Here is a 24839-nt window from a genome sequence, read left to right as displayed (position 1 = left end):
ACAGCGCCACGCTCACAGGCCCGGCCGAGGAGGCCCGGTGAGCAAGCCGAACCTGGCGCGCCGGGTCGCCGAGGCGGCCCAGATCGCGCTGACCACCCGGAAATACGTGACGTTCATCGACGTGGTGACGGGGCTGCGCTGGCTGCACTCCCGCCACGTCGACACCTGGCGGCAGGGCCGGGTGGGCACGCTGGCCGAGCTGGCAGCGGTCGACGAGGAGCGCCTGCTCACCACGGCCGCGCTGCTGCGCGACTGGGCGCGGGCCAAGGGCCTCAAGCCGGTGGAGACGCCGTACGTGGCCGGCACCCGCGACCGGCGCGAGCTGCGCTTCACCTCGGGGCCGGAGCAGGAGCCGTTCCGGGTGCACTGGCTCTCCCCCGACCTCGGCGAGGCCCGGGTGCGCCGGCTCACCGAGGCGCAGAGCAAGGCGCCCGACCTGGTGGCGGTGGCCCCGCTGGAGGCCTGGACGTGCGCGTCGTGCGGCGACACCGGCCCGTACCTGATCATGGAGGACGACAGGCCCCACTGCCTGACCTGCGCCGACATGGACCACCTGGTGTTCCTGCCGTCCGGCAACGCGGCGCTGAGCCGCCGGGCCAAGCAGGAGAGCGGCCTTTCGGCGGTGGTCGTGCGCTACAACCGGCGGCGCAAGGTCTACCAGCGCGTCGGCGTGCTGGTGGAGGAGGCGGCGCTGGCCGCGGCCGAGGAGCGCTGCCTGGCCGACGAGGAGGTGCGGCTGCGCCGCCGCGAGCGCGACCGCGAGCGCAGGGAGCTGCAGGACGTCGACTTCCAGGCGCGGATGGCGGCCGAGATCGCCAGGCTGTTCCCGGGGTGCCCGCAGGAACGGGCGCGGGAGATCGCCGGGCACGCCGCCCAGCGCGGCAGCGGCCGGGTGGGCCGCACGGCGGCGGCCAAGGCGCTCGACGAGAACGCCATCACGCTCGCCGTCATCGCCTCGATCCGCCACCTCGACACCGACTACGACCGCCTGCTGATGGCGGGCGTGCCCCGGATGGAGGCGCGCGAGCGGATCAGGCAGGCCATCGACCGCAAGCTCACCGAGTTCCGTGGTTAGTGTCGAGTGCATGAGCGACTGGCACGAGGTCCGCGAAGAGCTCCGCGCGTTCGCGCTCGGGCTGCCCGAGGCCCGCGAGGATCACCCGTGGGGCGACACGGTGATCAAGGTGGGCAAGAAGATCTTCCTCTTCCTCGGCGTGGACGAGCCGACCGACAAGTGGCGGCCGACGTTCGGCGTGAAGCTGCGCTCGGCGGCGCACGGCCACGCGCTGAGCGTCGAGGGCGCGGCCCCCAGCGGCTACGGCCTGGGCAGGGCGGGCTGGGTGACCGTGCCGTTCCAGAGCGAGCTGCCGCCGGTCGAGGTGCTGCTCGACTGGGTCGAGGAGAGCTACCGCGCGGTCGCGCCCAAGCGCGCGGTCAAGCTGCTCGACGAGCTCAGGTGACGGAGAGCCGGCGGGCGTACCTCTCGTCGCGCCAGAGCTCCTTGCCGAGCACCTCCAGCAGCGTGGCGGCTGCGTCGTAGGCGTCGGTGTAGGAGGTGTAGAGCGGCGCGAAGCCGAACCTGAGGATGTCGGGGGCCCGGAAGTCGCCGTGCACCCCGCGGTCGATCAGCGCCCGCATCACCGGGTAGCCCTCGGGGTGGCGGAAGCTCACCTGGCTGCCGCGGGCCTGCGGGTCGGCGGGCGAGGCGAGCTCCAGCGCGTCGCCGACCAGCTCGACGAAGAGCGAGGTCAGGGCCATGCTCTTGGCCCGCACCTGCGCCATCGGCACCCGGTCCCAGATGTCGAGCGCCGCCTCCAGGGCCGCGAACGACACCACGTGCGGCGTGCTCACCGCGAACCGCCTGATCCCCTCGGCCGGGCGGAAGTCCTCCTCGAACGCGAACGGCTCGGCGTGGGCGAACCAGCCGGACAACACGTTCTCGGCGGTGGCGTGGTGGCGCGGGTTCACGTAGAGGAACGCGGGCGCGCCGGGCCCGGCGTTCAGGTACTTGTAGGTGCAGCCCACCGCGAAGTCGGCCTCGGAGACGTCCACCTCCATGACGCCGGCGCTGTGGCACAGGTCCCAGATGATGAGCGCCCCGGCCGCGTGCGCCTCGGCGGTGACCGCGGGCACGTCCTGGCGGGCGCCCGTACGGTAGTCGACCTCCGACAGCAGCACCACGGCCGCGTCGTCGAAGCGGCGCTCGGCGAGGTCGCGCACCTCGTGGTCGCCGAGCAGCCCGGCCAGCCCCTGGACGATGTAGTGGTCGGTCGGGAAGTTGTGCGCGTCGGAGACGATCACGCGGCGGCCGGGCCGCAGCCGCAGCGCCGCCGCGAGCGCCTGGAAGATCGCGATGGAGGTCGTGTTGCCCGCGACGACCTGGCCGGGGCCCACGCCGATCAGCGGGGCGATCCGGTCGCCGACCCGCAGCGGCTGGTCGTACCAGCCGGAGGTGTTCCAGCCGCCGACGAGCTCCTTGCCCCATTCGTCCTCGACCGTCCGCCGCACCCGCTCGGCGGTACGGCGCGGCAGCGCGCCCAGCGAGTTGCCGACGAGGTAGACGACCCCTTCGGGGAGCACGAACTCGTCCCTGAAGGCCCGCAGCGGATCGGCGGCGTCGAGAGCGAGGCAATGGTCGCGATCAGGCACCTGGGTCACTCCTAGTCCGTTTTCTCCCCATTGTCGCAACCCAGGAACACCTCGGCGTTGCCCCCGAGCAGCTTGGCCCTGGCCCGCTCCGGCAGGAAGCCCGCCCGCCGGATCAGCCCGCCCGCCGGCGACTCCCCCAGCGGGTACGGGAAGTCGCTGCCCAGCATCACGTGGTCCTCCCCCAGGGTGTCGACCAGCAGCCGCAGCGCACGCTCGTCGAAGACCGCCGAGTCGACGGAGAACCGGCCGAGGTAGTGGGACGGCGGGAACGCGGAGACGCCGACCACGCCGGGCCGCCGGTGCCAGGCGTTCTCGAACCGGCCGAGCCAGAACGCGAACGAGCCGCCGCCGTGCGCGAAGCAGATCCGCAGGCTGTCAGGCACGCGGTCGAACACGCCGCCGAGGATCATCGCCAGGATCGACAGGTGCGTCTCGGCCGGCATCCCGACCAGCCACTGCGCCATCCACCGGGTGACGCGCGGCCCGGCCGGCATGTCCCACGGGTGCACGAAGACGGGCACGTCCCGCGCGGCGCACTCCTGCAGGAACTCCACCACGCCGGGATCGTCGAGGTCGCGGTCGCCGACGTGGTTGCCGATCTCCACGCCCCGGTGCCCGTTAGCCAGGCAGCGGTCGAGCTCGGCGCAGGCCAGCTCCGGATCCTGCAACGGCACCTGGCAGAACGGGATCAGCCGCTCGTCCCGGCAGATCTCCAGCGCCAGGTCGTTGAAGATCCTCGCGATGCGCACGCCCTCGGCGGCCGGCCGGTCGTAGCCGAAGAAGACAGGCGTGGGCGAGACGACCTGCCGGTCCACGCCGTCGCGGTCCATCAGCTCCAGGCGGACGCGCGGATCCCAGCAGTCGTCCTGGACCGTGCGGAACTCCCGGCCGCCGACGAGGATCGTCGCCTCACGCTCGGAGTCGACCCTCAGCCGGGGAGCCCCGGGCCAGCCCAGCTCGGGCCAGCCCCGGGGCACGTAGTGCGTGTGAACGTCGGTGACCATTTACCCCTTGCCCGGGTGGAGCGCGCCGCACCGGCCGCAGGTGCGGGCCCGCTCGTCGCCGTAGAAGGCCTCGAAGACCGGCGGCAGGTCCTTGACGATGTCGCGGACCTGCAGCTCCACCTCGTGGACGAGGGCGCCGCACTCCATGCAGTACCACTGGAACCTCTCCAGTGTGCCCTCCGGCCGGATGCGCTCCACGACCAGCCCCACCGACCCGGCCTCCGGCCGCTGCGGCGAGTGGGGCGTGCCCGGCGGCAGCAGCCACATCTGGCCCTCCCTGATGTGCACGGTCTCGGGCCCGTTCTCGGTGACGACGTTCACATGCATGTTCCCCCGCACCTGGTAGAAGAGCTCCTCGTACGGGTCCACGTGGTAGTCGGTGCGGCTGTTGGGGCCGCCGACGACCATGACGATGAAGTCGTTCGCCTGCTCGAAGACCACCTTGTTGCCGACCGGCGGCTTGAGCAGGTGGGCGTGCTCGTCGATCCACCTGGTGAAGTCGATGGGGGGAATCATGATCGCTCCAGGGGGTGGTAGGCGACGGCGCGCATCTCGATGAGCAGGTGGGGGTGCGGGAGCTGGTGGACGGCGACGGTGGTGCGGGCGGGGCCCTCCTCGTCGAAGAACTCCGCGTAGACCTCGTTGTACCCGCGGAAGTCGTTCATGTTGACCAGGTAGGTGGTGATCTCCACGAGGTCGGCCAGCGAGCCTCCGGCGGCCTTGAGGATGTCGCCGATGTTCTCGATGACCGCCCGCGTCTGGGCGCGGATGTCGAGGGTGGTGGCGCCGTGCTTGTCGACCTCGACGCCCACGAACGTGTCGTCGGGGCGGCGGCAGCTCGTGCCCGAGACGTACAGGAAGTCACCGGCTCTCTTGACGTGCGGGAAGCGCCCGCGCGGGGTGGCCTTGCCCGGCACGCGGATGGCCCGGGCCCGCTCCCTCACTTGCCGAACACCGCGCGTACGGCGCCCAGCCCCTCGATGCGCGCCTCGAACACGTCCCCGGGGCTCGCGGGCACGACCGGCCCGAGCGCCCCGGTCAGCACCACGTCACCGGCCCGCAGCGGGTGACGCGTGCGGCCGAGCCGGGTGGCGAGCCAGGCGGCGGCGTTGAGCGGGTTGCCCAGACAGTCCTCGCCGGAGCCGGTCGAGACCTCCACGCCGCCGCGCGTCATCGTCATCGCGGCGGCCCGCAGGTCGAGCCCCATGAGCGGCACGGGCGTGCCGCCCAGCACGAACGCGCCCGCCGAGGCGTTGTCGGCGATCGTGTCGGCCTCGGTGATGTCCCAGTCGGTGATGCGCGAGTCGGCGATCTCGATCGCGGGCAGCGCGAACTCCACCGCCCTGATCACGTCGACCACCGTGAACGGGCCGCCCTCCAGGTCACGGCCGATGACGAGCGCCACCTCGGCCTCGGCGCGCGGCTGCAGGAACCGCCCGATCGGGACGGGCAGCCCGTCGCCGTAGCACATGTCGGCGAAGAGGATGCCGAAGTCGGGCTGCTCGACGCCGAGCTGCCGCTGCACGGCCGGGTTGGTCAGGCCGATCTTCCTGCCGACCGGCCGTCTCCCCGCGTCGAGCGCCCGCCTCGTGCCGATCTCCTGGACGGCGTACGCGTCGGCCGCCGTGCTGACCAGGTCCCTGATCGGCGCGCACGGTTCGCCGGAACGCGCGGCCTCGGCCAGCCGGTCGGCGGCCTGGGCGTGCACGTCCACCGCCTGGGACCATTCGTCATGCATCCGATTGCTCCAGTTTGATGGTGATCGTGGTGGGTTCTGAGTAGAAGTCGAGCGACCGGGTGCCGCCCTCCCGGCCGATGCCCGACAGCTTGACGCCGCCGAACGGCGTGCGCAGGTCGCGCAGATACCAGGTGTTGACCCAGACGAGCCCGGCCTCCAGCCGCTGCGCCACGCGGTGCGCCCGGTCGAGGTTCGTGGTCCAGAGCGTGGCGGCCAGGCCGTAGTCGCTGCCGTTGGCGAGGTCGATCGCCTCGGCCTCGCTGTCGAAAGGCGCGACGTGACACACGGGACCGAAGATCTCCTCACGATTGAACCTCGACCATTCCGACAACCCTGACACTACTGTCGGTTCCACGAAATATCCGGAATCGCGGTGATCGTGGAACACCGGGACGCCGCCTCCCGTCAGCACCTTGGCTCCCTCCGAGCGGGCCAGGGCGTAGAAGGACAGCACCTTGTCGCGGTGTTCCGCCGAGATCATCGGCTGCGGCTCGACCTCCCGGGCGCTCTGGGCCAGCCTGCCGCAGAACTCCTCGAAGATCGAGCGTTGGACATAGACGCGCTCGGTGCACAGGCAGACCTGGCCGCCGTTGGTGAAGACCGACCGCGCCGTGCCCTCGACCGCCCGGTCGAGGTCGCAGTCCTCGAAGACCAGGGCCGCGTTCTTGCCGCCCAGCTCGAACGAGATCGGCTTGACCCGGTCGGCGACCGTCCGCATGATCGCCGACCCGGTGGCGGTCGAGCCGGTGAACGTGACGGCGTCCACCCCCGGGTGCTCGACGAGGAGCCGGCCGGCCGAGCCGTGCCCGAAGATGATGTTCACCACGCCGGGCGGGAGGCCGGCCTCGGCGCAGATCTCGGCGAACACGGCCGCCGAGCCGGGCGTGTGCTCCGACGGCTTGACCACCACGGTGTCGCCCGAGACGAGGGCGGGCGCGAGTTTCCAGGTCATCAGCAGGAACGGCAGGTTCCACGGGACGATCACCGCGACCACCCCGAGCGGCCTGCGCACGGTGTAACTGAGCACGCCCGGCAGGTGGAAGGCGTCGTCGGGCCGCTGGGCGGCGAGGTCGGCGAAGGCGCGGAAGTTGGCGATGCCGCGGGGGATGTCGAGGGTGCGGGTCTGCCCCAGGGGTTTGCCGGTGTCGGCGATCTCGGCGGCAACCAGGTCGTCGAAGCGCCGCTCGATGCCCTCGGCCAGGCGGCGCATCCAGCCGGCGCGCTCGCCGACCGGCAGCGCCGCCCAGTCGCGCGCCGCCTCCCTGGCCGCCCGCACCGCCCGGTCGACGACCTCCGGGTCGGCCTCGTGGACGTGCCTGACCACCGCTCCGGTCACCGGGTCGTGGACGGGGAAGGACTTTCCGGCGGCGAGCGGCCCGCCGCCGATGAAGTGGGTCAGCACAGCGCTCTCCTCATGTCTGCCTCCCTTCCGGGGACACGGAACCCTCATGCGCATCGTCTCGCCGGATCGCTGAGCGCGCCATGCGCGATGCTGGTGGACATGCGGACCCGTACCGATCACATCAGCTCCCACGACGGCTCCTTCGGCGTACGCCTGTGGCTGCCCGACGCGCCGTCCGGCCCCGCCCTGGTCCTGGTCCAGGAGATCTACGGCGTGGGGCCGTACATCGAGAAGGTGGCCACCGAGCTGGCCGGGCGGGGTTACGTGGTGGCCGCGCCCGACCTGTTCTGGCGGCTGACGCCCGGTTGGGTGGGCGAGCACACGCCGGAGGGCACACAGGCGGCCATCGAGCTGTCCAAGGGCTTCGATCTCGCCCACGGGGTGTCCGACTGCGCGCTCACCGCCTCCCATCTGCGGGCGCTGCCGGAGGTGGACGGCCGCGTCGGCGCGGTCGGCTTCTGCCTGGGCGGCTCGGTGGCGTACATGCTGGCCACCCAGATCGAGCTGGGCGCGGTGCTGTCGTTCTACGGCTCGGCCGTGCCCGAGGCGACCGGGCTGATGGAGCGCATCAGCGCGCCGCTGCTGCTGGTCTTCGGGGGCAGCGATCCGTACATCCCGCGCGAGTGGGTGGCCGCCGTGGAGCGGGCCGCCGCGGGCCGGCCCAATGTCGTCGTGCACGTCGAGGAGGAGGCCGGGCACGCCTTCCACAACAGCGAGGCGCCGATGTTCCACCAGCCGGCGCCGGCCGAGCGTGCGTGGGCGGTGGCGACGGCGTTCCTGGACGAGCATCTGCCGGCCGGGTGACCTGTCCGGAGGGACAGCTTCCGGTACCCCTAGATCATCGGGATGATGGCCGGATGGCGCACACATGGGAATTGTGGGGAAATGTCATTATTGCTGGTACTTTTGCCGCCCTCCTGGCGGCGCCGGCGACCGTGGCTCTCTCCCGCCGCCGTGCCCGCGCCGGCCACCCCGCACCCCTGCGCACGGCCCTCGCCGACGTCGGCATCGTGGTCGGCACCGCGCCCTGGATCTGGATGATCCTGACGCCCTCCGACGGCCCCACGGGGGTCGGGCTGGTGCCGTTCCGCGACCTCGCCGACCTCGCGGGGGCGCCGTGGCAGACGGTCTTCGTGCAGGTCGGAGGCAATCTGCTGGTCTTCGCCGCGCTCGGCGCCCTGCTGCCCGTACGCAGCCCCGCACTGGCGTCGCCCGCCCGTGTCGCGGCCGTCGCGGCGGCGTTCTCGGCCACCGTCGAGGCGCTCCAGTACGCGCTGAGACTGGGCCGATTCTCGTCCGTGGACGACGTGCTGATCAACACCGCGGGCGCCGTGATCTTCTCTTTGGTTACCCACCGCTGGTGGGCCGGGCGATATCCGGCTGGGACCGTTCCACAGTAACGGCCCGCTGAAACACTCCGTAGTTCACCACATAGGCACGATCCGCTCAAAAGAAGCTCGCGACCAACCTCTGTATCTGTGCGATCGTGGACAAGACGGGGCAAGTTCTCTGGAGACGCCACTACCTGGTTGGTGACAGAGGGTGATCAAAGTTGTCTGAATCCCCGGTACCCCACGAGCCCCCTATCTATCGACGCATCGCCGACGGTCTCCGCGCCCGGATTCTGTCCGGCGAACTGCGCGACGGGGACCGACTACCGGGCGAGAACGCACTGATGGCCGAACACGCAATCGCTCGAGCCACCGCCAGGCAGGCGCTTGCCGTGCTGATCAACGAAGGTCTGGCGGTGCCCAAACGAGGCTCGGGGGTTTACGTGCGGCTGTTCAAACCGATCCGCAGACACGGCTCACGCCGTCTGTCACGCGAGCAGTGGGGCCAGGGCCGGTCCATCTGGGACGCCGACACCCGCGGCCGGACGTTCAGCGTGGACCGCGTGGAGGTGGCGCTGGAGCGGGCCGGCGAGGAGGTGGCGGCCGTCCTGGAGAGCGGCGAGGTCTGGGTGCGTCGCCGCCGCTACTGCGTCGACTCGCGGCCCGTGCAGCTGGCGACCTCGTACTTCCCGGCCCACCTGGTCGAAGGAAGCGCGATCACCCTCCCGGACACCGGGCCGGGCGGCGTCTACGCCCGGCTCGGCGATCTCGGCATCCCGCCCGCCCACTTCACCGAGGAGGTGCGCGCCCGCATGCCGGGGCCCCGTGAGAGCGCGCTCCTCGACCTGCCCGGCGGCACACCGGTCATGGTGATCTCACGCACCGCGTACACGGCCGGCGGGGTGCCGGTCGAGCTCAACGAGATGGTCCTGGACTCGGCGGCGTACGTGCTGCAGTACGACTTCGACGCCTAGGTCACGACGAGCTATCCATCACGATCATTGAATTCTCTAGAGAGGTGCCGCATCTTCAGGAAAGGAGATGGAAACCTCGCCTGGGGGTCCGGGAAGGGTGGACAGGATGTCCTTTGATCGGCATCTTGCCGAAATCGCCCGGGACTACCCCCAGTGGACCATCTGGCGGAGCGATGCCGGCCGCTGGTGGGCCACGAGACACCATCCGCTCAGCGCGGCGCAGCGCGATGCCGGATGTGCGATGACCATCGACGCGGACGACCCGGAGGGCCTGCGCGACCTCCTCCGGGACCAGGAGAGGCGGGCCGGCGAGCAGCACCCGTGGCAATCCGGCCCCGCCCCTCCTTGACGCGGGCCGTGGACCGTTCCGCGGCCGGCGTACTCAAGCAGCCCGGTGCCTGGTCCTGCGTCCAGGCGGCCCCGGCACCGGGCCACCAACCCGGAGGGGCCACGAACGCGGAAGCCCCCGACCCGATCGGGGGCGGGGGCTTCCGCTCGCGGTTCGCCTACTTGCCGGCCTCCGACAGCCGCACGATGTTCACGTCGGTGTCGTCGGAGACGGGCGTCTCGCGCGGCTCCTCCTCCGCCTCGTCCTCCTCGACGATCACCCGGACGTCCTCCTGCGTCTGGACGGGCGGGGCGGGCTGCGCGGCCGGGGGCAGCGCGACGGTCTCGGGCACCAGCGGCCCTGCCGCCGACTCGGCGTGCATGAGATCCCCGAGCACCGAGCTGATCTCGGTCAGCCGCCGCACCACCTCGGTGTGCGTGTTGGTCAGGTATTCGACCCGGCGCCCGGCCTGCTCGTCCAGCACCGCGGTGCGCTGCTGCGCCGCCGCCAGCATCTGCTCGGCCTCGGCGCGCGCCCCGGTGACGAGCTGCTCGGCCTGCGCGTTGGCGCCCGTCACGAGCTGCTCGGCCTGCGCGTTGGCCGACTGCAGCAGCTGCTCGGCCTCGGCGCGGGCCGACGAGAGCAGCTGCTCGGCCTCGGCGCGCGACTCGCGCTGCACCTCCTCCGCCTCGGCCCGGGCGGCGGCGCGCTGCTCCTCGGCGTCGGCGCCCGCCTGGGCGAGCATGCGCTCGGCCGCCTGCGTCGCCTCGCCGACCCGCCGCTCGGCCTCGGCCTGCGCCGAGGTGAGGATCTTGTCGGCCGTCTCGCGGGAGGTCGTCATCAGGCGGTCGGCCTCCGTCTTGGCGGCCTCCCGCACGGCGGCGGCCTCGGCCTCGGCGTCCTCCCGCTTGGCCTGGGCCTCCTCCTCGCCGAGCCGCAGGATCTGCGCGAGCCGGGGGCTGAGGTCCTCGTAGCTCTGGGGCGTCTCGACCATGCGCCGCCTGGCCTCCGCCAGCTCGATCCGGCCCTGCTCGGCCTGGTCGAGCGCCCGCGCCAGCCGCTCTTCCAGATCCCGTATCTGGTTACGGGTGCGGATCATGTAGTCGTGGACCTGGCGGCGGTTGTAGCCGCGCATCACGACCTCGAAGGTGTCCTCTTGCATCAGGTCGGGGAAGCTCTCGTGCTGGTTCGTCATGGGGGTTACCTAAGGGTTTGCGTGAGGCGGGGGAAAACTGCAGGTTGTGAGGGTCTGGCGACGAGACGTCAGGAAACGACTTTCCTGCCATCTGCCCACGTCCGCAACCCGAACGCCATACCCCGACCTGGAATTACGATGTGTCGAATGTACATAGCAGCGTTGGACAACGGGGCAGTCCCGGACATTCACCCCGAGGCGTACATCGCGCCCGGCGCCGTCGTGGTCGGCAACGTGCGCATCGGCAGAGCCTCCAGCATCTGGTACGGCTCCGTGCTCCGAGGCGACGACGAGCGTATCGAGATCGGCGACGAGTGCAACGTCCAGGACCTGTCGTGCCTCCACTCCGACCCCGGCGAGCCGGCCGTCCTCGAAGACCGGGTCAGCCTGGGCCACAAGGCGATGGTGCACGGCGCCCACGTCGAGTCGGGCGCGCTGATCGGCATCGGCGCGATCGTGCTGGGCCGCGCCCACATCGGCGCGGGCACGCTCGTGGCCGCCGGGGCGCTCGTGCCGCCCGGCAAGAAGATCCCGGCGGGCGTGCTGGTGGCCGGGGTGCCCGGCAAGATCGTCCGCGAGCTCACCGACGACGACCGCGACTCCTTCGCCCGCACGCCCGACACCTACATGGCCAAGGCGCTCAGGCACCGGCAGGCGTCATCGCTTTGATCAGCACCGCGTCCGACACCGAGGCGTTGTTGAGCGGATCGGCGTAGTCGGGCAGCTCGGGCCGCAGGAAACGCACGTAGTCGACGGTGAGCTTGAGGTCGGGCGTGCCCTTGACCTGCTTGGCGTTGCCCTTGTCGGTGTCCTTCTTGAGCGTGCTGTAGCTGTCCCAGTCGGTGTAGGCGGTGACGCCCCACTGGAGCACGTCGGGCAGGGTCGAGGGCCAGCGCCGGCCCACCTTCCACTGGCCGCCCTCCTCCTTGTACAGCGCGACGAAGACGCGGCCCACCCGGCCGAGCACGAGCTCGACCCAGCCCTCCTTGACCGCCAGCTCCTGCGGCTTGGAGCTGCCGTTCTCGGTGTACTTCACCTCGACCTGGCCGGTCTTCTCGCCCGTGCCGACGGTGACCGACACCCAGTTGGGCTTGGCGTACGAGCCCGGCTGGCGGGCCATCAGGCCGCCGAGGGAGAACTTCCGCTTCGGCCACCCGGCGCTCCTCCCGGTGACCTTGACCCGGGCGTGCATGACGATGTCGCCGGCCAGGTCCTGGTAGACGAACGGCCCGCGGAAGCCGTCGAACCAGGCCGAGGTGTTCGGCTCCAGGTACATCGCGCCCTTGGCGGTCTTGTCGACGTCGAGCTTGGCGATGCGGTCGACGTCCTTCTCGGTCTCGCTCAGCTTGGTCCACATCGACAGGTCGTCCGCGTCGTCGAACTCCGTCGAGGCGCCGCCCACCTCCCCGCCCGGCGCGGGCGGCTTGGCGTTCTCCAGCGTGAGCACGCCCGGCCCGGAGAGCGTCGGCTGCGCCGACGTGGTCGTACCGCATCCGGTGAGCACGCACACGACTGCCAACATTCCTGCAACCTTCGCCCTCATGGGGGACATTCTGCCGTGAGAAGCTGAAGGATGATCCGAGGACGCCCAGTACGATGACGGCCGTGCCACCCTGGGATGCGTTCACCGCCACCGAGGCGGAGGTCCGCGCGATGGTCGCCGACCCACGCTGGCAGGGGCTCTCGGTGCCCGACCGGGCCCATGTCCTGGCGGCCAGGATTCTCGTGACCCCCGACGGCGACCGGTGGCTGTTCGGCGCGCACGCGCGCTGGCGCCTGCTCGACCCGGCCGACGGCCGCTGGCTCCTCGCCCCTCCTCCCCGTGGCACGCGGGCCCGTCAGGTGGGGCATCCGGCGGCGGCCCTGCCCGATCCCGTGGTGCCGGACGGCCACGACTTCCACGCCGAGCCCGGCTCGACCCAGGCGTTCATCGGCCCCGACGTGCCCGAGCGCCTCACCGAGCAGCTCAGGGTGCTGCTGCGGGCCAGCGGGCGCAAGTCGGAGCTCGACTACCCGCTGACGGCGTTCGGCGACGTCTTCGGCGCCGACGTGCCCGGCACGGTCGCGGCCGTCTGGGGCACGATCATGTGGACGGCGTACGCGCCGGCGTTCGACGGCAACGAGCGGCTGATCACCGTGTTCGGCGAGTACCTGCGCCGTTCGCTGCCCGGCGACGACTGGGTGCGCTGGCTGCCCGCGCCGCCGCTGCTCGAGCTCGTCACGCTGGTGGCCGAGCGGATGCGGGCCGGCCGCACGCGCGAGGCCCTGCGGCTGGCCGCCGTGATGGCCGACACGGCGCAGCTGCTGCTGCTCGACACCCGGTTCAGGCCGCGGGCGCTCGCGCTGCTCACCATGGTCGAGCCCATGCTGCGCAGGCCCGAGCTGACCGACCCCGACGACCCCGCGGCGCTGCGCGGCCTCTGGCTGGAGCGCTGCCCGGCGCGGCTGTGCCGGGCGCTGCTGGTCGAGAACGACCCCGAGGCGCACTTCTCCCACACGCTGTACGACCTCGTGGAGGCGCTGGCGTTCCTGCCCGATCCGCGGGCCGGCGCGGCGGCGTTCCTGGCCGACCTGTCCGACTCCGCCGGGAGACTGCCGGGCCTGCTGGACCACCGGCTGCGCGCGGCGTACGAGGAGCTGCGGCGGGCCGGGCTGACCGGCGCCTCGGCGGCGGAGTCCACGGAGCCCGACGGTTTCCCGGTGCGGGCGCGGCCCGGCGGCCTCTCGACGGCGCTCGTGCCGGTGCTGGAGGTCGCTCCGCCGGACCGCTGGAGCGCGGCGGCGGTGCTCGGGGCCGCGTACGCGATGGGGCTCGCCTGGGAGCGGCTAACGGGGGCGAAGGTGCCCGAGCGCGGCCTGCCCGGCCAGTCGGCTCTCGTCGCCCGGCTCATCCACGAACGCGACGACCACACCGGCCTCATGTAAACCACTAATAGCGCAATTTCCCGCTTACCTCCCCTATATCGTTCTAACACTTCCGATAACAGCTCATTCGCTGAATTGTGATCTCGGATTGGGGAAATGACCCAGAGGAGCCCCGAGGCTCCGAAAGGAATGACTCCGATGGGCCATGTCGCCCGGAGGGGCGTCCGCCGTAACCTCGTAGAGGGTGTGGGCTGCGGAAGGAAGGACGACGCGGTGGGGCACGATGACCTGGACTCTCGGGTCCACGACCGTGTCGCGTTGGACGAGATTGCGCTCTACGCCGAGGTGCTCACGGCCGTGGCTGTCAGCGAGCGGCGGCTGACCTTGGACGAACTCGACGACGCGCTCGGATTGCGGACTTCGGCGAGCCGCTGAAGGACCAGACGATTACTAGCCCCGGGGACCTAGTTCCCGGCTCCTGAGGGGTCGGGAACGGCGGTTTCCGGGGTTTCCCCCTAACTAGTCATCCTCGCCCGGCGAGGGCTACGACCGCACGAGACGGGCGATCGCCGCCGAGGCCTCCTTGACCTTCGCCTCGGCCTCAGGACCACCGCTGTTGATGGCGTCGGCCACGCAGTGGGAGATGTGCTCCTCCAGCAGCCCGAGCGCGACCGCCTGCAGCGCCCGCGTCGCCGCGGAGACCTGGGTCAGCACGTCGATGCAGTAGGCGTCGTCATCGACCATGCGCTGCAGGCCCCGGATCTGACCTTCGATTCGCCGGAGGCGGGTCAGATATGCCTGCTTGTCTCCGCTGTACCCATGCATGGTTCTACGGTACCCGTAACCGGTATTTCAGCGGAGCCCACCGATCAGCTTCTCCCATTGGCAGGCCACTTCGGTGGCCCCGTGGCGCACGGCCGTGTCGAGCGCCCCGGCCGCCAGCGAACGCCGCCGCCGCTCGTCGTCGATCAGCGCCAGCAGCGCCACCGCGAACGTCCGGGGGTCGTCCTGGTCGGGCACCAGCACGCCGTTGTAGCCCGTCGCCACGAACTCCCTGGCCCCCCGCGCCCCGTCGAACGCCACGACCGGCACCCCGCAGCCCATGGCCTCCAGCACCGTCATGCCCTGGTCCTCGCTGCGCGAGGTGTTGGCCACGATCGACGCCTTGGCGAACTCACCCGCGAGGTCGGACGTCGTGCCCATGAAGTAGACGTGGTTGTGCAGGTCGAGCTCGCCGACCAGCGAGCGCAGCCGCCGCTCCTCGGGCCCGGCGCCGTACAACCGCAGCCGCCAGTCGGGACGCTGGGCGGCCACGAGCGCGAACGCCCTGATGAGCCGGTCGTAGGCCTTCACCGCCACCCACCGGCCCCCGGCGGCCACGATGCGGTTGTCCATGCGTGAGCGCGGCCACGGGCCGTCCGGCAGCGCGTCGGGCAGGCTGTGCACCAGCGGCCCCGCGCCGAGCAGCCTCGCCCATTCCTCCTGCGCCGACTCGGTGGCCGTCACGACGGCGTCGAGGCGCGGGTAGAAGCGCTTCACCGGGCCGGGGACGGCGGGCCGCCCCCACTCCCTGGCGATCTTGACGGTCTCGCGCGGCGCGTGCCTGGCCGCCTGGACGCCGACGCCCGGCCGCGTCGTGATCAGCACGTCGGACTTGAGGCCGCGCAGCAGCCGCCAGAGCGCCACCTCCGTACGGACCTGACCGCGCGGCAACAGATGTCTCACCCCGGGCCGGACGTCGACCACGCTGCGCATGGACACCTTGGGCCCGACCGGGAAGAACGGCTTGTCCTTCTGCCGCCGGATGCTGATGACCTCGACGTCGTGCCGCTCGGACAGCGCGGTGGCGAGGTTGAGCGTGGCGCGCACGTCACCCCGCATGCCGTACGCGGAGGCGAGCACCAGGCTGATCCTCATCCCCCCACCTCGATGCGCAGCTCGTCGTCGGCGGTGTAGCAGGGCCTGATCAGCACGCCGTCGACCCGCGCCGACGGATAGTGCAGCCGGCGCCGTTTGCCGTCGACGTCGTCGAGCCGCGCGCCCAGCGGCAGCGGTGTGGGCACCCCCTCGACCTCCAGCGCGGGCTCCCACATGCCGGACTCCTCGGGATCGGCGGCCAGCACGTCCACCAGCGACACGGCCGCGTGGAAGCGCACGCCCTGCACGGTGGCCGTGGCCGACACCCGGGAGCTCGTCGGCCGCCGGTCGAGGGTGAGCACGGCCTCGTGGCGGGAGTCGTCGTCCTCCAGCCCCGTGTAGGCCAGCAGGCCCGTCACCTCGAAGCGGCCCTCGCGGAACCAGATGGCGCGCACGTCGGCGACCGGCTCGGCGTCGGAGATCTTCAGCGCCAGGTACCCGTTGCGGGTGCGGTAGGAGCGGTAGGCGAGGGTGCGCTTGCACAGCGCGTACGCGTCGAGATGGTCGAGCGAGAAACCCGGATCGACGCTGCGCAGCCGGCTGCGCGTGTCACCGCTGCGCAGGTAGGCGTCCCAGCGCCCGGCGGTCAGCCGCAGCGGCGCCAGCGAGACCGCGAGGGTGGCCTCGCGCGCCCGCGCGCCGGAGGTGCCGATCCGCACGTCGCGTTCCACCCCCGTGGTGCGGTGCCGGAGCACCAGCTCGGTGCCGTCTTCGAGTGGCTGGTCGATGGCGAGTCGCAAGGAGAGGACGTCGGCCAGTGTGACTTCGGCGTCCGTGACGACGACGCCCATCACGAGCCCCCTCCCCGTCGAATAAGGCTATGCGACGTTGAGGTTACCGTGATTTTCCCGTTATGTGGATGCCGGGTTTCTTCTGATCACGCCTGTTGACATGGGAAACTCCTCCACCACGCGGGTGGAGGAGTTTGACGAACATCGGTCAGGAAGCGCCCTTGACCGATTTGATCAAGAGCTGTGCCACGTCCACGACTTCGAGCGATTCCTTGGCCTCACCGTTGTTCTTCTTCTCGTTGATCGCGTCGCCGAGCATCACCATGCAGAACGGGCAGGCGGTGGAAACCGTGTCGGGATTCGTCGTCAGCGCCTCGTCGACCCGCTCGGTGTTGATGCGCTTGCCGATGCGCTCCTCCATCCACATGCGCGCGCCGCCGGCGCCGCAGCAGAAGCCGCGGTCCTTGTGGCGGTGCATCTCCTGGGTCTGCACGCCGGGCACCTTCGACATGATGTCGCGGGGCTGGGAGTAGACCTTGTTGTGGCGGCCGAGGAAGCACGGGTCGTGGTAGGTGATCTTCTCCTCGATCGGCGTGACCGGGGTGAGCAGGCCCTCGTCCACGAGCTTCGACAGCAGCTGCGTGTGGTGCACGACCTCGTAGGCGCCGCCGAGCTGCGGATACTCGTTGGCCAGCGTGTTGAAGCAGTGGGGGCAGGTGGCGACGATCTTCTTGACGCCGGCCTCGTTGAGCGTCTCGATGTTCTGCTGGGCCAGCATGTTGAACAGGTACTCCATGCCGAGCCGGCGCGCCGGGTCACCGGAGCATGCCTCCATCGGGCCGAGCACCGCGAACTTCACGCCCGCGATGTGCAGCAGCTCGGCGACGGCCTTGGTGGTCTTCTTGGCGCGGTCTTCGAGCGCGCCCGCGCAGCCGACCCAGAAGAGGTATTCGGTGCCCTCGGGCATCTTGTCCTCGACGATCTCGACCTCGAAGTCGAGCTCCTCGATCCAGTCGGCCCGCTTCATCTCGGACATGCCCCACGGGTTGCCCTTGTTCTCCAGGTTCTTCACCATCACCCCCGCCTCGGACGGGAACGACGACTCCACCATCACCTGGTAGCGGCGCATGTCGAGGATGTGGTCGATGTGCTCGATGTCCACCGGGCACTGCTCGACGCAGGCGCCGCAGTTCGTGCACGACCAGAGCACGTCGGGGTGGATCACGCCCTCCTCGCCGACCAGCGGCTTCTCCAGCAGCGCGAGCACGTCGGTGTCCTTGTGCTCGACGCCCTGCTGGGCGGCCAGCAGGTACGGGGCCACCTTGAAGGCGTGGTCGCGCTGGTCGAGGATGAGCATCTTCGGCGACAGCGGCTTGTCGGTGTTCCAGGCCGGACACTGCGACTGGCAGCGGCCGCACTCCGTGCAGGAGTAGAAGTCGAGGAAGCCCTTCCACGTGGTGTCGGCGATGGTGCCGCGGCCGAGCTTCTCGGGGTCGAGGTCCTCGTCCTCGAAGTCGACCGGCTTGCCGGCCACGCGCATCTCGGGCGCGCCGCCGAGGCCGTCGGGGCGGCGGGAGAAGAGCACGTTGAGCGGCGCGGTGAAGATGTGCAGGTGCTTGGAGTTCACCACGATGACCAGGAACACCAGCATGAAGCCGATGTGCAGCAGCAGCGCGATCTCCTCCAGCAGGTGGCTCTGCGGCAGCACCTCGCCGAGCCCGAGCGAGACGAACGCGCCCGAGCTGTAGGGGAGGTTCCCGTTCGCGGCGGCGGCGCCGCGGGCGAGGAAGAGCGTCCAGATGATGTTGAAGATCATGAACAGGACGAGCCACGCGCCGCCCAGGTGCGAGCCGGAGAAGCGCGAGTCGCGGCCGAGCGTCTTGGGAGAGTTCTTGACCCGGATGATCGCGAAGGCGACCAGGCCGGCGAGACACGCGACCGCGATGAAGTCCTGCAGGAACCCGAGCACGCCCCACTGCCCGATGAGCGGGATGTGGAAGTTCGGCCTGCCGGTGATCGCACCCTGGATGATCGCGCCGTACGCCTCGATGTAGACGGTCAGCAGGATGAAGAACGCCCACATGACGAAAAAGTGCGCTACGCCGGATGGTGTCCACTTCAGCAGCTTCTTCTGCCCGAACACCTCGACGAGCTGCGCCTTGACCTCGTCACCCACGTGGGTCCTGGCGTATTCGACGCGTTCCGGCGCAGGCGGCCCCACGGTCGCGAGCTTGTACAGGAACAACGCCCTGCGGCCGGCCAAGGCGACCGCCACGACGGTCATGACCAGCCCGATGATCGCTACCCAGAGCACGGGGTCCTCCCACAGACGACGTTGGCTGTCCAGCCTCCCCGAAAATCCTACCCGTGGGTAACATTACCGGGGTCCGTGACATACCCTAAGGTCACCGGCCTGTGTAGAACAATGCTCTAGACGGTGAAGTACCTCTGGATCGTCGGCCCCAGCAGCTCGACGAGCTCGTCCTCGCTCGCCCCCGCTATCGGCTCGAGCTCGAGCACGTAACGCGCCAGGATGACGCCGAGCATCTGCCCGAACGCCGCCTCGATCCGCAGGTGCGGCACCCCCAGCCGGTCGGCCACCTGGAAGAGCACGGCGTTCGTGATGAACTCGCGGAACATCGCGGCGGCCGGCTCGTTGGTCATGGCCGAGCGGATCAGCGCCACCAGCGGCTCGCGCGTCTCCGGCGCGGCCGTGACCCCTAGGAGAAAGCGTACGAGCCGCTCCCCGAGCTCCTCACGGGGGCCCTCCACCACCAGCGGGATGACGTCGTCGGGCGTGATCGGCAGCTGCATGGCCGCGGCGAACATGCCCGCCTTGGTGTCGAAATAGTGGTGCACGAGCGCCGGATCGACCTCGGCCTCCTTGGCGATGCCACGGACGGTCGCCTTGTCGAAGCCCTTCTCCGCGAACACCCTGCGGGCCGCCGCGAGGATCTCCCCGCGCGTGTCGGCCGAGCCGGGCCTGCGCCCGGGACGCCGCCTGGCCGGCTTGCTCACCGGCCCACCGCCAGGTAGACCCGCATCGGGACCGACAACACGCCCTCGGGGAACGCGCCGCGCAGCTCCGCCCGCTGCCGTTCGACCAGCTCGTCGGCCCGCTCCGGCGACAGCGCCGCCATGTAGGAGTGGGAACGGAGCCCGAGCAGGAATTCCTCGATGCCGACCAGCCTGGTCCACGGGATCCAGCGCTCCTCGACCACCTCGAACGCCGCCGCGATCGGCGGCGCCGACCACTCCTCGAGAGCCGGCCCGTTGTAGGACGGCACGGCCTCGGCCAGCCGGACCTCGTAGGCCGCCAGCCAGTCGGCCTGCGCCGCGTGGTGGAAGTTCCAGCAGCCCGCGATCACGCCGCCGGGCCGCAGCACCCGCCGGGCCTCGGCGATCGAGGCCACCGGGTCGAGCCAGTGCCACGACTGCGCGTACGTCACCAGGTCGGCCACGCCGTCGGCCAGCGGCAGCGCGTTGCCGTCGGCCCGCACCGCGGCGACCGGCGCGCCGTACTCGTCGATCCTGGACACCAGGCGGGTCAGCATCGCGGCGCCCGGATCGACCGCGATCACCTGGGAGCCGCGGGCCCGCAGCCCGCGCGTCATGATGCCCGTGCCCGCCCCCACGTCGACCGCCGTGGCGCCGGCGAGCTTGACGCCGGACACCTCGCCCAGCGCGCGGTAGAGCTCGTCGGGATAGCAGGGGCGGCCCGCGTCGTACGCGTCGGCCACCCGGTCGAACACTCTGCCGAGCTCTTGGAGCGGCCCAGCGCTCACCGGGAGGCCGCCAGATGGAGCCGGGCGAAGGCCAGCCCCTCCGCCAGGTCGTCGACCCGCTCGGTGCGGCTCGTCGCCTTGCGCGTGTTGACCTCGAGGACGACCAGGCCGGAGTAGCCGGTGGTGGCCAGGCGCTCCAGCAGCTGCGCGCACGGCTGGTTGCCCCGGCCGGGCACCAGGTGCTCGTCCTTGTTGGTCACGCCGAGACCGTCGGCCAGGTGCACGTGGGCCAGCCGGTCGCCGAGCTTGCCGGCCATCTCCATCGCGTCGGAGCCGGACACCGCGGTGTGCGACAGGTCGAGCGTGACCTGGGGGAAGTCGTAGTCGATCGGGTTCCAGTCGGGCGAGTACGGCACCACGTCGTTGCCCCTCGCACGCAGCGGGAACATGTTCTCCACCGCGAACGTGACGTCCGTCTCGTCGCGCATCCTCGCCAGGCCGGTCTCGAAGTCGCGGGCGTAGTCACGCTGCCAGCGGAACGGCGGGTGCACCACGACCGTCTGCGCGCCGAGGCGTTCGGCGGCCTTGCGCGCCTTGACCAGCTTGGCCCACGGGTCGCGCCCCCACACACGCTGGGTGACCAGCAGGCAGGGCGCGTGGATAGCGAGCACGGGCACGTGGTAGTGGTCGGAGAGCCGCTCGATCACGTCGATGTCCTGGCTCACCGGGTCGGCGCCGACCATGATCTCGACGCCGTCGTAACCCAGGCGCGCGGCCAGCTCGAACGCGTCGGGAGTGCGTTCCGGATATACCGAGGCGGTGGACAATGCGATCTTCGCATTGGGCACGCGGATGACATCAGCCACCTTGCCAGCCTAAGCCGGAGAAGCCGCTCTGGTGCGCCAGGCCCTTGTCGAGCCGCTCACACGGCTCCTCCGGTGAGTCGCGCCCCATACGGTTGGTGTCATGTCACGGATCGCCAAAGGCGCCATCCCGAGCCCGAACATCTGGAACACGCCCCAGGTCTACGAGCTGGAGAACCGCGCCGTCGACCCCGAGGGCGCGGCCGAGGCCGCCATGCGTTCCCTGCGCCCCTGGGACGGCGCCACCGTGCTCGACATCGGCTGCGGCACCGGCTACCACCTGCCCGTCCTGGCGGCCGAGGCGGCGCGCGTGATCGGCGTCGAACCGCACGGCGACCTCGCCGCGCTCGCCCGGCGCCGCTGCGCCGCGCTGGCCAACGTGACGGTGCACGCCGCCGCGGCCCAGGACCTGCCGCTGCCGGACGCGTCCGTGGACGTGGCCGTCGCCCGGTGGGCGTACTTCTTCGGACCGGGCTGCGAGCCGGGGCTGCGCGAGCTGTCCAGGGTCGTACGCCGCGGCGGCGCCGCCTTCGTCCTCGACCTCGACGCCACGCGGGGGTCGTTCGGCCGGTGGTTCTCCCGCACCGTGCCCACGTACTCCGCCCGTGAGGTCGAGGCGTTCTGGGTGCGCCACGGCTGGCAGCGGCGGCCGCTCGACCTGCGCATGGCCTTCGAGCGGCGAGCCGACCTGGAGGCGGTGCTCCGCATCGAGTTCGCCCCCGAGGTCGCCGAACAGGCCATCGCCGAGACCCCGGGCCTGGAGCTGGAGTACCCCAACGTCCTGCGCTGGCGGTACTACTGAGCTCATTCGCCCTTGACATTGACGCCGATGTCAACGTTTACCGTGGTCGCATGCGCATCGGTGAGCTGGCGGAACGCACCGGAGTGAGCACCCGCTCCCTCCGCTACTACGAGCAGCACGGGCTGCTGCACGCCCGCCGTACGCCCAACGGCTACCGCGACTACGGCGAGGACGACGTACGCCTGGTGTCCGAGATCCGGGCCCTGCTCGACATCGGGTTCACGCTGGAGGAGACCCGGCCGTTCGTCGACTGCCTGCGCCGGGGCCACAGCACCGGCGGCTCGTGCGCGGAGTCCGTCGAGGTCTACGAGCGCAAGCTCGCCGACATCGACCGGGAGATCCGCGTGCTGCTCGCGCGCCGCGCCGAGGTGGCCGCCCAGCTCGCCCAGTCCTGCCCAGGGTGTTTCGTAAGGGGATGAATCATGATCACGTTGACCACTGACAACTACGAGGAGCAGGTGCTCAAGCGCGACGAGCCGGTGCTGGTCGAGTTCTGGGCCGAGTGGTGCGGGCCGTGCAAGATGGTCGGTCCGGTGCTGGAGCAGATCGAGGCCGAGCACGGCCTGACGATCGGCAAGCTCAACACCGACGAGAACCCCGAGATCATGGCCCGTTACGGCGTGATGGCCGTGCCCACCATGCTCCTGTTCGAGAACGGCGAGCCCGTCAAGCAGATCGTCGGCGCCAAGCCCAAGCGCATGCTCGTTTCCGAGCTCGGCCTGGCGTGACCTGTCGATGATTGTCGGCGCCGGCCGCTAGCCTGCTCGGCATGGCCAAGACAGCCCAGAAGCCCGGATACCGCTGTGCCGAGTGCGGCTGGCGCACCACCAAGTGGGTCGGCCGGTGCGGGGAGTGCCAGGCGTGGGGCACGGTCGACGAGGAGGGCGCCCGCGCGGGCGTCAATGTCGTCCAGGCCGGCGCCACCACCGCCCCCGCCGTGCCGATCGGCCAGGTCAAGGCCGAGACGGCGACCGCACGCACGACCGGCGTGGCCGAGCTCGACCGGGTGCTCGGCGGCGGCCTGGTGCCCGGCGCCGTGGTGCTGCTGGCCGGCGAGCCCGGCATCGGCAAGTCCACCCTCCTGCTGGAGGCCGCGGCCCGCATCGCCGAGCGCACGACCGTCCTCTACGTCACCGGCGAGGAGTCGGCCGCCCAGGTGCGGCTGCGGGCCGACCGCATCGGCGCGATCCAGGACAACCTCTACCTCGCCGCGGAGACCGAGCTGTCGGCCCTGGTCGCCCACGTGGAGAAGGTCCAGCCCCGCATGCTGGTGGTCGACTCCGTCCAGACGATCGGCTCGGCCCAGACCACCGGCGTCCCCGGCGGGGTGACGCAGGTCCGCGAGGTCGCCGCCAATCTCGTCCGCCTGGCCAAGGAGCGCAACATGGCCACGGTCATCGTCGGCCACGTCACCAAGGAGGGCTCGATCGCCGGCCCCCGCACGCTCGAGCACCTCGTCGACGTCGTGCTCAACTTCGAGGGCGACCGCCACTCCAGGCTGCGCATGGTCCGTGCGATCAAGAACCGGTTCGGCCCCACCGACGAGATCGGCTGCTTCGACCTCCACGAGCGCGGCATCGAGGGCATCACCGACCCGAGCGGCCTGTTCGTCTCCCGCCGCAGCGAGCCCGTCCCCGGCACGTGCGTGACCGTCACCGTCGAGGGCACCCGCCCGCTGCCCGCCGAGGTCCAGGCCCTGGTGGCCCGCACGGAGGCCCAGCAGCCCCGGCGCACCTCCTCCGGCCTCGACACCTACCGCGTGCAGATGATCCTCGCCGTCCTGGAGCGCCGGCTCAACGCCCGGCTCGGCGGCTGCGACGTGTTCACCGCGACGGTCGGCGGCATCAAGCTGGCCGACCCGGCCGTCGACCTGTCGGTCATGCTCGCCGTCGCCAGCGCCGCCGGAGACAAGCCGCTGCCCGCCGGCCTGGTCGCCCTGGGCGAGGTCGGTCTGGCCGGCGAGTTGCGACCGGTCAAAGACGTGCGCAGGCGGCTGACCGAGGCCGCCCGGCTGGGTTTCAAACGCGCCCTGGTGCCCGCCGGATCCCTTGAGGAGCCGGGCCGCAGACGCGACGGCCAGCGCGCTCTCGTGCCGGTGGGGCCGGTGGCGTTCGCCCCCGGGTTCGAGGTCGTCCAGGCGGAGAACGTCTGGGACGCTCTCACGCACGTGACATAGCGCGGCTAAGCTGAGCGGTGACCGATCGACACGGGGGTCAGGTGGATAGGAGTCTGGACGACCGACGCCGCGAGGCCCTGGCGGCCGTGGCGCCGGGCACACCTCTGCGCGACGGCCTGGAACGAATCCTGCGCGGCCAGACCGGCGGGCTGATCGTGCTCGGCTACAACAACATGGTCGAGGACGTCTGCAGCGGCGGTTTCGAGCTCGACGTCGAATTCTCGCCCACCCGTCTGCGCGAGCTCGCCAAGATGGACGGCGCCATCGTCGTGAGCAACGACCACAAGATCGTCCGTGCCGCCGTCCACCTCGTTCCCGACCCGTCCATCCCTACCGACGAGTCCGGCACCCGCCACCGCACCGCGCAGCGCGTCGCCCTGCAGACCGGCCTGCCGATCATCGCGATCAGCAAGTCGATGCGCATCATCGCCCTCTACCTCGACGGCATCCGCTACGTCCTGGAGGAGTCGGCGGCCATCCTGTCCAAGGCCAACCAGGCGCTGGCCACGCTCGAGCGCTACAAACACCGCCTCGACGAGGTCTCCGGCACCCTCTCGGCCCTGGAGATCGAAGACCTGGTCACCGTCCGAGACGTGGCCGCGGTGGCGCAGCGCCTCGAGATGGTCCGCCGCATCGCCGACGAGATCAAGGGCTACGTGGTCGAGCTCGGCACCGACGGCCGCCTGCTCTCGCTCCAGCTCGACGAGCTGGTGGCCGGCGTCGACTCGGAGCGCGAGCTGGTCGTGCGCGACTACCTGCCCGCCCCGGGAGGCCGCCGCCAGCGGCGCCTGATGGAGGCCATGCACGACCTCGACCAGCTGTCCGGCAGCGAGCTGCTCGACCTGTCGGCGGTGGCGCGCGTGATGGGCCACAACGGCACGGAGCAGCTGGAGAGCCCGGTCAGCCCGCGCGGCTTCCGGCTGCTGGCCAAGGTGCCCCGGCTGCCCGCGACGGTGGTCGACCGGCTGGTCAACCACTTCGGCAGCCTGCAGAAGCTGCTCGCGGCCAGCATCGACGACCTGCAGGCGGTGGGCGGCGTAGGCGAGTCGCGCGCCCGCAGCGTCCGCGAGGGCCTCTCCCGCCTCGCCGAATCCTCCATCCTCGAACGCTACGTCTAACCCACCCCCTCGACCCACCAC

At 71.0% G+C, this 24839-nt stretch carries 27 protein-coding genes; 12 read left to right on the top strand and 15 right to left on the bottom strand.

The window, feature by feature from the left end; all coding sequences use genetic code 11:
• Positions 1 to 37: 37 nt before the first annotated feature.
• Both C1J01_RS06770 and C1J01_RS06765 read left to right on the top strand, forming a co-directional pair.
• Positions 38 to 1075 carry a DUF2293 domain-containing protein gene (locus C1J01_RS06770; RefSeq protein WP_111177168.1) on the top strand — a complete coding sequence of 346 codons (1038 nt, stop codon included), beginning with the start codon at positions 38 to 40 and terminating at the stop codon, positions 1073 to 1075.
• A gap of 10 nt (positions 1076 to 1085) precedes the next feature.
• The gene (locus tag C1J01_RS06765) at positions 1086 to 1460 is read left to right on the top strand and encodes an MmcQ/YjbR family DNA-binding protein (RefSeq protein WP_111177166.1); all 375 of its coding nucleotides are present in this window, start codon (positions 1086 to 1088) and stop codon (positions 1458 to 1460) included.
• Here C1J01_RS06765 and kynU read toward each other — a convergent pair.
• The 6 genes from kynU to C1J01_RS06735 are packed head-to-tail and all read right to left on the bottom strand — an operon-like array spanning position 1453 to position 6793.
• Positions 1453 to 2658, bottom strand: a complete 1206-nt coding sequence (gene kynU, locus C1J01_RS06760; RefSeq protein ID WP_111177164.1) for a kynureninase — start codon at positions 2656 to 2658, stop codon at positions 1453 to 1455. The genes C1J01_RS06765 and kynU overlap by 8 nt on opposite strands.
• Before the next feature lie 2 nt (positions 2659 to 2660).
• Positions 2661 to 3653: an amidohydrolase family protein gene (locus tag C1J01_RS06755; RefSeq protein WP_111177162.1), complete on the bottom strand. Its 993-nt coding sequence runs from the start codon at positions 3651 to 3653 to the stop codon at positions 2661 to 2663.
• Positions 3654 to 4169: a 3-hydroxyanthranilate 3,4-dioxygenase gene (locus tag C1J01_RS06750; protein ID WP_111177160.1), complete on the bottom strand. Its 516-nt coding sequence runs from the start codon at positions 4167 to 4169 to the stop codon at positions 3654 to 3656.
• Entirely contained in the window at positions 4166 to 4597 is a 432-nt protein-coding gene (locus C1J01_RS06745; RefSeq protein WP_111177158.1) for a RidA family protein, read from the bottom strand. Before C1J01_RS06745 ends, C1J01_RS06750 begins: the two co-directional genes overlap by 4 nt.
• Positions 4594 to 5391, bottom strand: coding sequence for a 2-keto-4-pentenoate hydratase (locus C1J01_RS06740; protein ID WP_111177156.1), 798 nt, complete (start codon positions 5389 to 5391; stop codon positions 4594 to 4596). The genes C1J01_RS06745 and C1J01_RS06740 overlap by 4 nt, the downstream gene beginning before the upstream one ends.
• The gene (locus C1J01_RS06735; RefSeq protein WP_220039768.1) at positions 5384 to 6793 is read right to left on the bottom strand and encodes an aldehyde dehydrogenase family protein; all 1410 of its coding nucleotides are present in this window, start codon (positions 6791 to 6793) and stop codon (positions 5384 to 5386) included. Before C1J01_RS06735 ends, C1J01_RS06740 begins: the two co-directional genes overlap by 8 nt.
• Before the next feature lie 99 nt (positions 6794 to 6892).
• On the opposite strand from C1J01_RS06735, the gene C1J01_RS06730 reads away from it, so the two are divergent.
• The 3 genes from C1J01_RS06730 to C1J01_RS06720 all read left to right on the top strand — a co-directional run bounded on the left by C1J01_RS06730 (position 6893) and on the right by C1J01_RS06720 (position 9098).
• On the top strand, positions 6893 to 7597 hold the full coding sequence (locus tag C1J01_RS06730; protein ID WP_111177236.1) for a dienelactone hydrolase family protein: 705 nt from the start codon (positions 6893 to 6895) through the stop codon (positions 7595 to 7597).
• 131 nt (positions 7598 to 7728) lie between these two features.
• Complete coding sequence (locus tag C1J01_RS06725) at positions 7729 to 8193, top strand: VanZ family protein (protein WP_220039767.1); 465 nt, start codon at positions 7729 to 7731, stop codon at positions 8191 to 8193.
• Between the two features lie 152 nt (positions 8194 to 8345).
• Positions 8346 to 9098 (top strand): GntR family transcriptional regulator, encoded by a 753-nt coding sequence (locus C1J01_RS06720; protein ID WP_111177150.1) that lies wholly within the window; start codon positions 8346 to 8348, stop codon positions 9096 to 9098.
• Between the two features lie 506 nt (positions 9099 to 9604).
• Here the strand turns inward: C1J01_RS06720 and C1J01_RS06710 are convergent.
• A complete protein-coding gene (locus C1J01_RS06710; RefSeq protein ID WP_111177148.1) occupies positions 9605 to 10621 on the bottom strand; it encodes a hypothetical protein in 1017 nt (338 codons plus the stop codon).
• Positions 10622 to 10768: 147 nt separating this feature from the next.
• Here C1J01_RS06710 and C1J01_RS06705 point away from each other — a divergent pair, with 147 nt between their 5' ends.
• Positions 10769 to 11290, top strand: a complete 522-nt coding sequence (locus C1J01_RS06705; protein WP_181448604.1) for a gamma carbonic anhydrase family protein — start codon at positions 10769 to 10771, stop codon at positions 11288 to 11290.
• Here C1J01_RS06705 and C1J01_RS06700 read toward each other — a convergent pair.
• Positions 11262 to 12143 (bottom strand): DUF1349 domain-containing protein, encoded by an 882-nt coding sequence (locus C1J01_RS06700; RefSeq protein WP_146615482.1) that lies wholly within the window; start codon positions 12141 to 12143, stop codon positions 11262 to 11264. The genes C1J01_RS06705 and C1J01_RS06700 overlap by 29 nt on opposite strands.
• A gap of 74 nt (positions 12144 to 12217) precedes the next feature.
• Between C1J01_RS06700 and C1J01_RS06695 the strand changes: the two genes are divergently transcribed.
• Positions 12218 to 13546 (top strand): hypothetical protein, encoded by a 1329-nt coding sequence (locus tag C1J01_RS06695; RefSeq protein WP_111177142.1) that lies wholly within the window; start codon positions 12218 to 12220, stop codon positions 13544 to 13546.
• A 483-nt stretch (positions 13547 to 14029) separates the two neighbouring features.
• Here C1J01_RS06695 and C1J01_RS06685 read toward each other — a convergent pair whose 3' ends face one another.
• The 7 genes from C1J01_RS06685 to C1J01_RS06655 form a co-directional block, all read right to left on the bottom strand.
• Positions 14030 to 14311 (bottom strand): metal-sensitive transcriptional regulator, encoded by a 282-nt coding sequence (locus tag C1J01_RS06685; protein WP_043615428.1) that lies wholly within the window; start codon positions 14309 to 14311, stop codon positions 14030 to 14032.
• Between the two features lie 27 nt (positions 14312 to 14338).
• Positions 14339 to 15403, bottom strand: coding sequence for a glycosyltransferase (locus C1J01_RS06680; RefSeq protein ID WP_111177138.1), 1065 nt, complete (start codon positions 15401 to 15403; stop codon positions 14339 to 14341).
• Positions 15400 to 16194: a hypothetical protein gene (locus tag C1J01_RS06675; RefSeq protein WP_111177136.1), complete on the bottom strand. Its 795-nt coding sequence runs from the start codon at positions 16192 to 16194 to the stop codon at positions 15400 to 15402. The genes C1J01_RS06680 and C1J01_RS06675 overlap by 4 nt, the downstream gene beginning before the upstream one ends.
• A gap of 148 nt (positions 16195 to 16342) precedes the next feature.
• Positions 16343 to 18448 carry a (Fe-S)-binding protein gene (locus C1J01_RS06670; protein ID WP_111177134.1) on the bottom strand — a complete coding sequence of 702 codons (2106 nt, stop codon included), beginning with the start codon at positions 18446 to 18448 and terminating at the stop codon, positions 16343 to 16345.
• A 116-nt stretch (positions 18449 to 18564) separates the two neighbouring features.
• Entirely contained in the window at positions 18565 to 19152 is a 588-nt protein-coding gene (locus C1J01_RS06665; protein ID WP_111177132.1) for a TetR/AcrR family transcriptional regulator, read from the bottom strand.
• Positions 19149 to 19919 carry a class I SAM-dependent methyltransferase gene (locus C1J01_RS06660; protein ID WP_111177130.1) on the bottom strand — a complete coding sequence of 257 codons (771 nt, stop codon included), beginning with the start codon at positions 19917 to 19919 and terminating at the stop codon, positions 19149 to 19151. The genes C1J01_RS06665 and C1J01_RS06660 overlap by 4 nt, the downstream gene beginning before the upstream one ends.
• Positions 19916 to 20725 (bottom strand): sugar phosphate isomerase/epimerase family protein, encoded by an 810-nt coding sequence (locus C1J01_RS06655; RefSeq protein ID WP_111177128.1) that lies wholly within the window; start codon positions 20723 to 20725, stop codon positions 19916 to 19918. The genes C1J01_RS06660 and C1J01_RS06655 overlap by 4 nt, the downstream gene beginning before the upstream one ends.
• Positions 20726 to 20825: 100 nt before the next feature.
• Here C1J01_RS06655 and C1J01_RS06650 point away from each other — a divergent pair, with 100 nt between their 5' ends.
• From C1J01_RS06650 to disA, 5 genes are read left to right on the top strand one after another with little or no spacing between them, the layout of a single operon-like run.
• The gene (locus tag C1J01_RS06650) at positions 20826 to 21524 is read left to right on the top strand and encodes a class I SAM-dependent methyltransferase (RefSeq protein ID WP_111177126.1); all 699 of its coding nucleotides are present in this window, start codon (positions 20826 to 20828) and stop codon (positions 21522 to 21524) included.
• A gap of 50 nt (positions 21525 to 21574) precedes the next feature.
• Entirely contained in the window at positions 21575 to 21943 is a 369-nt protein-coding gene (locus C1J01_RS06645; RefSeq protein WP_111177124.1) for a MerR family transcriptional regulator, read from the top strand.
• Positions 21944 to 21946: 3 nt separating this feature from the next.
• Positions 21947 to 22252: a thioredoxin gene (gene trxA / locus C1J01_RS06640; protein ID WP_111177122.1), complete on the top strand. Its 306-nt coding sequence runs from the start codon at positions 21947 to 21949 to the stop codon at positions 22250 to 22252.
• A 41-nt stretch (positions 22253 to 22293) separates the two neighbouring features.
• Positions 22294 to 23700: a DNA repair protein RadA gene (radA, locus tag C1J01_RS06635; protein WP_111177120.1), complete on the top strand. Its 1407-nt coding sequence runs from the start codon at positions 22294 to 22296 to the stop codon at positions 23698 to 23700.
• A gap of 41 nt (positions 23701 to 23741) precedes the next feature.
• The gene (disA, locus tag C1J01_RS06630) at positions 23742 to 24818 is read left to right on the top strand and encodes a DNA integrity scanning diadenylate cyclase DisA (RefSeq protein ID WP_181448603.1); all 1077 of its coding nucleotides are present in this window, start codon (positions 23742 to 23744) and stop codon (positions 24816 to 24818) included.
• Positions 24819 to 24839 lie beyond the last annotated feature (21 nt).

The organism is Nonomuraea aridisoli (assembly GCF_003236395.1).
Taxonomy (GTDB): Bacteria; Actinomycetota; Actinomycetes; order Streptosporangiales; family Streptosporangiaceae; genus Nonomuraea; species Nonomuraea aridisoli.
This window is presented reverse-complemented; position numbering and strand designations above follow the sequence as displayed.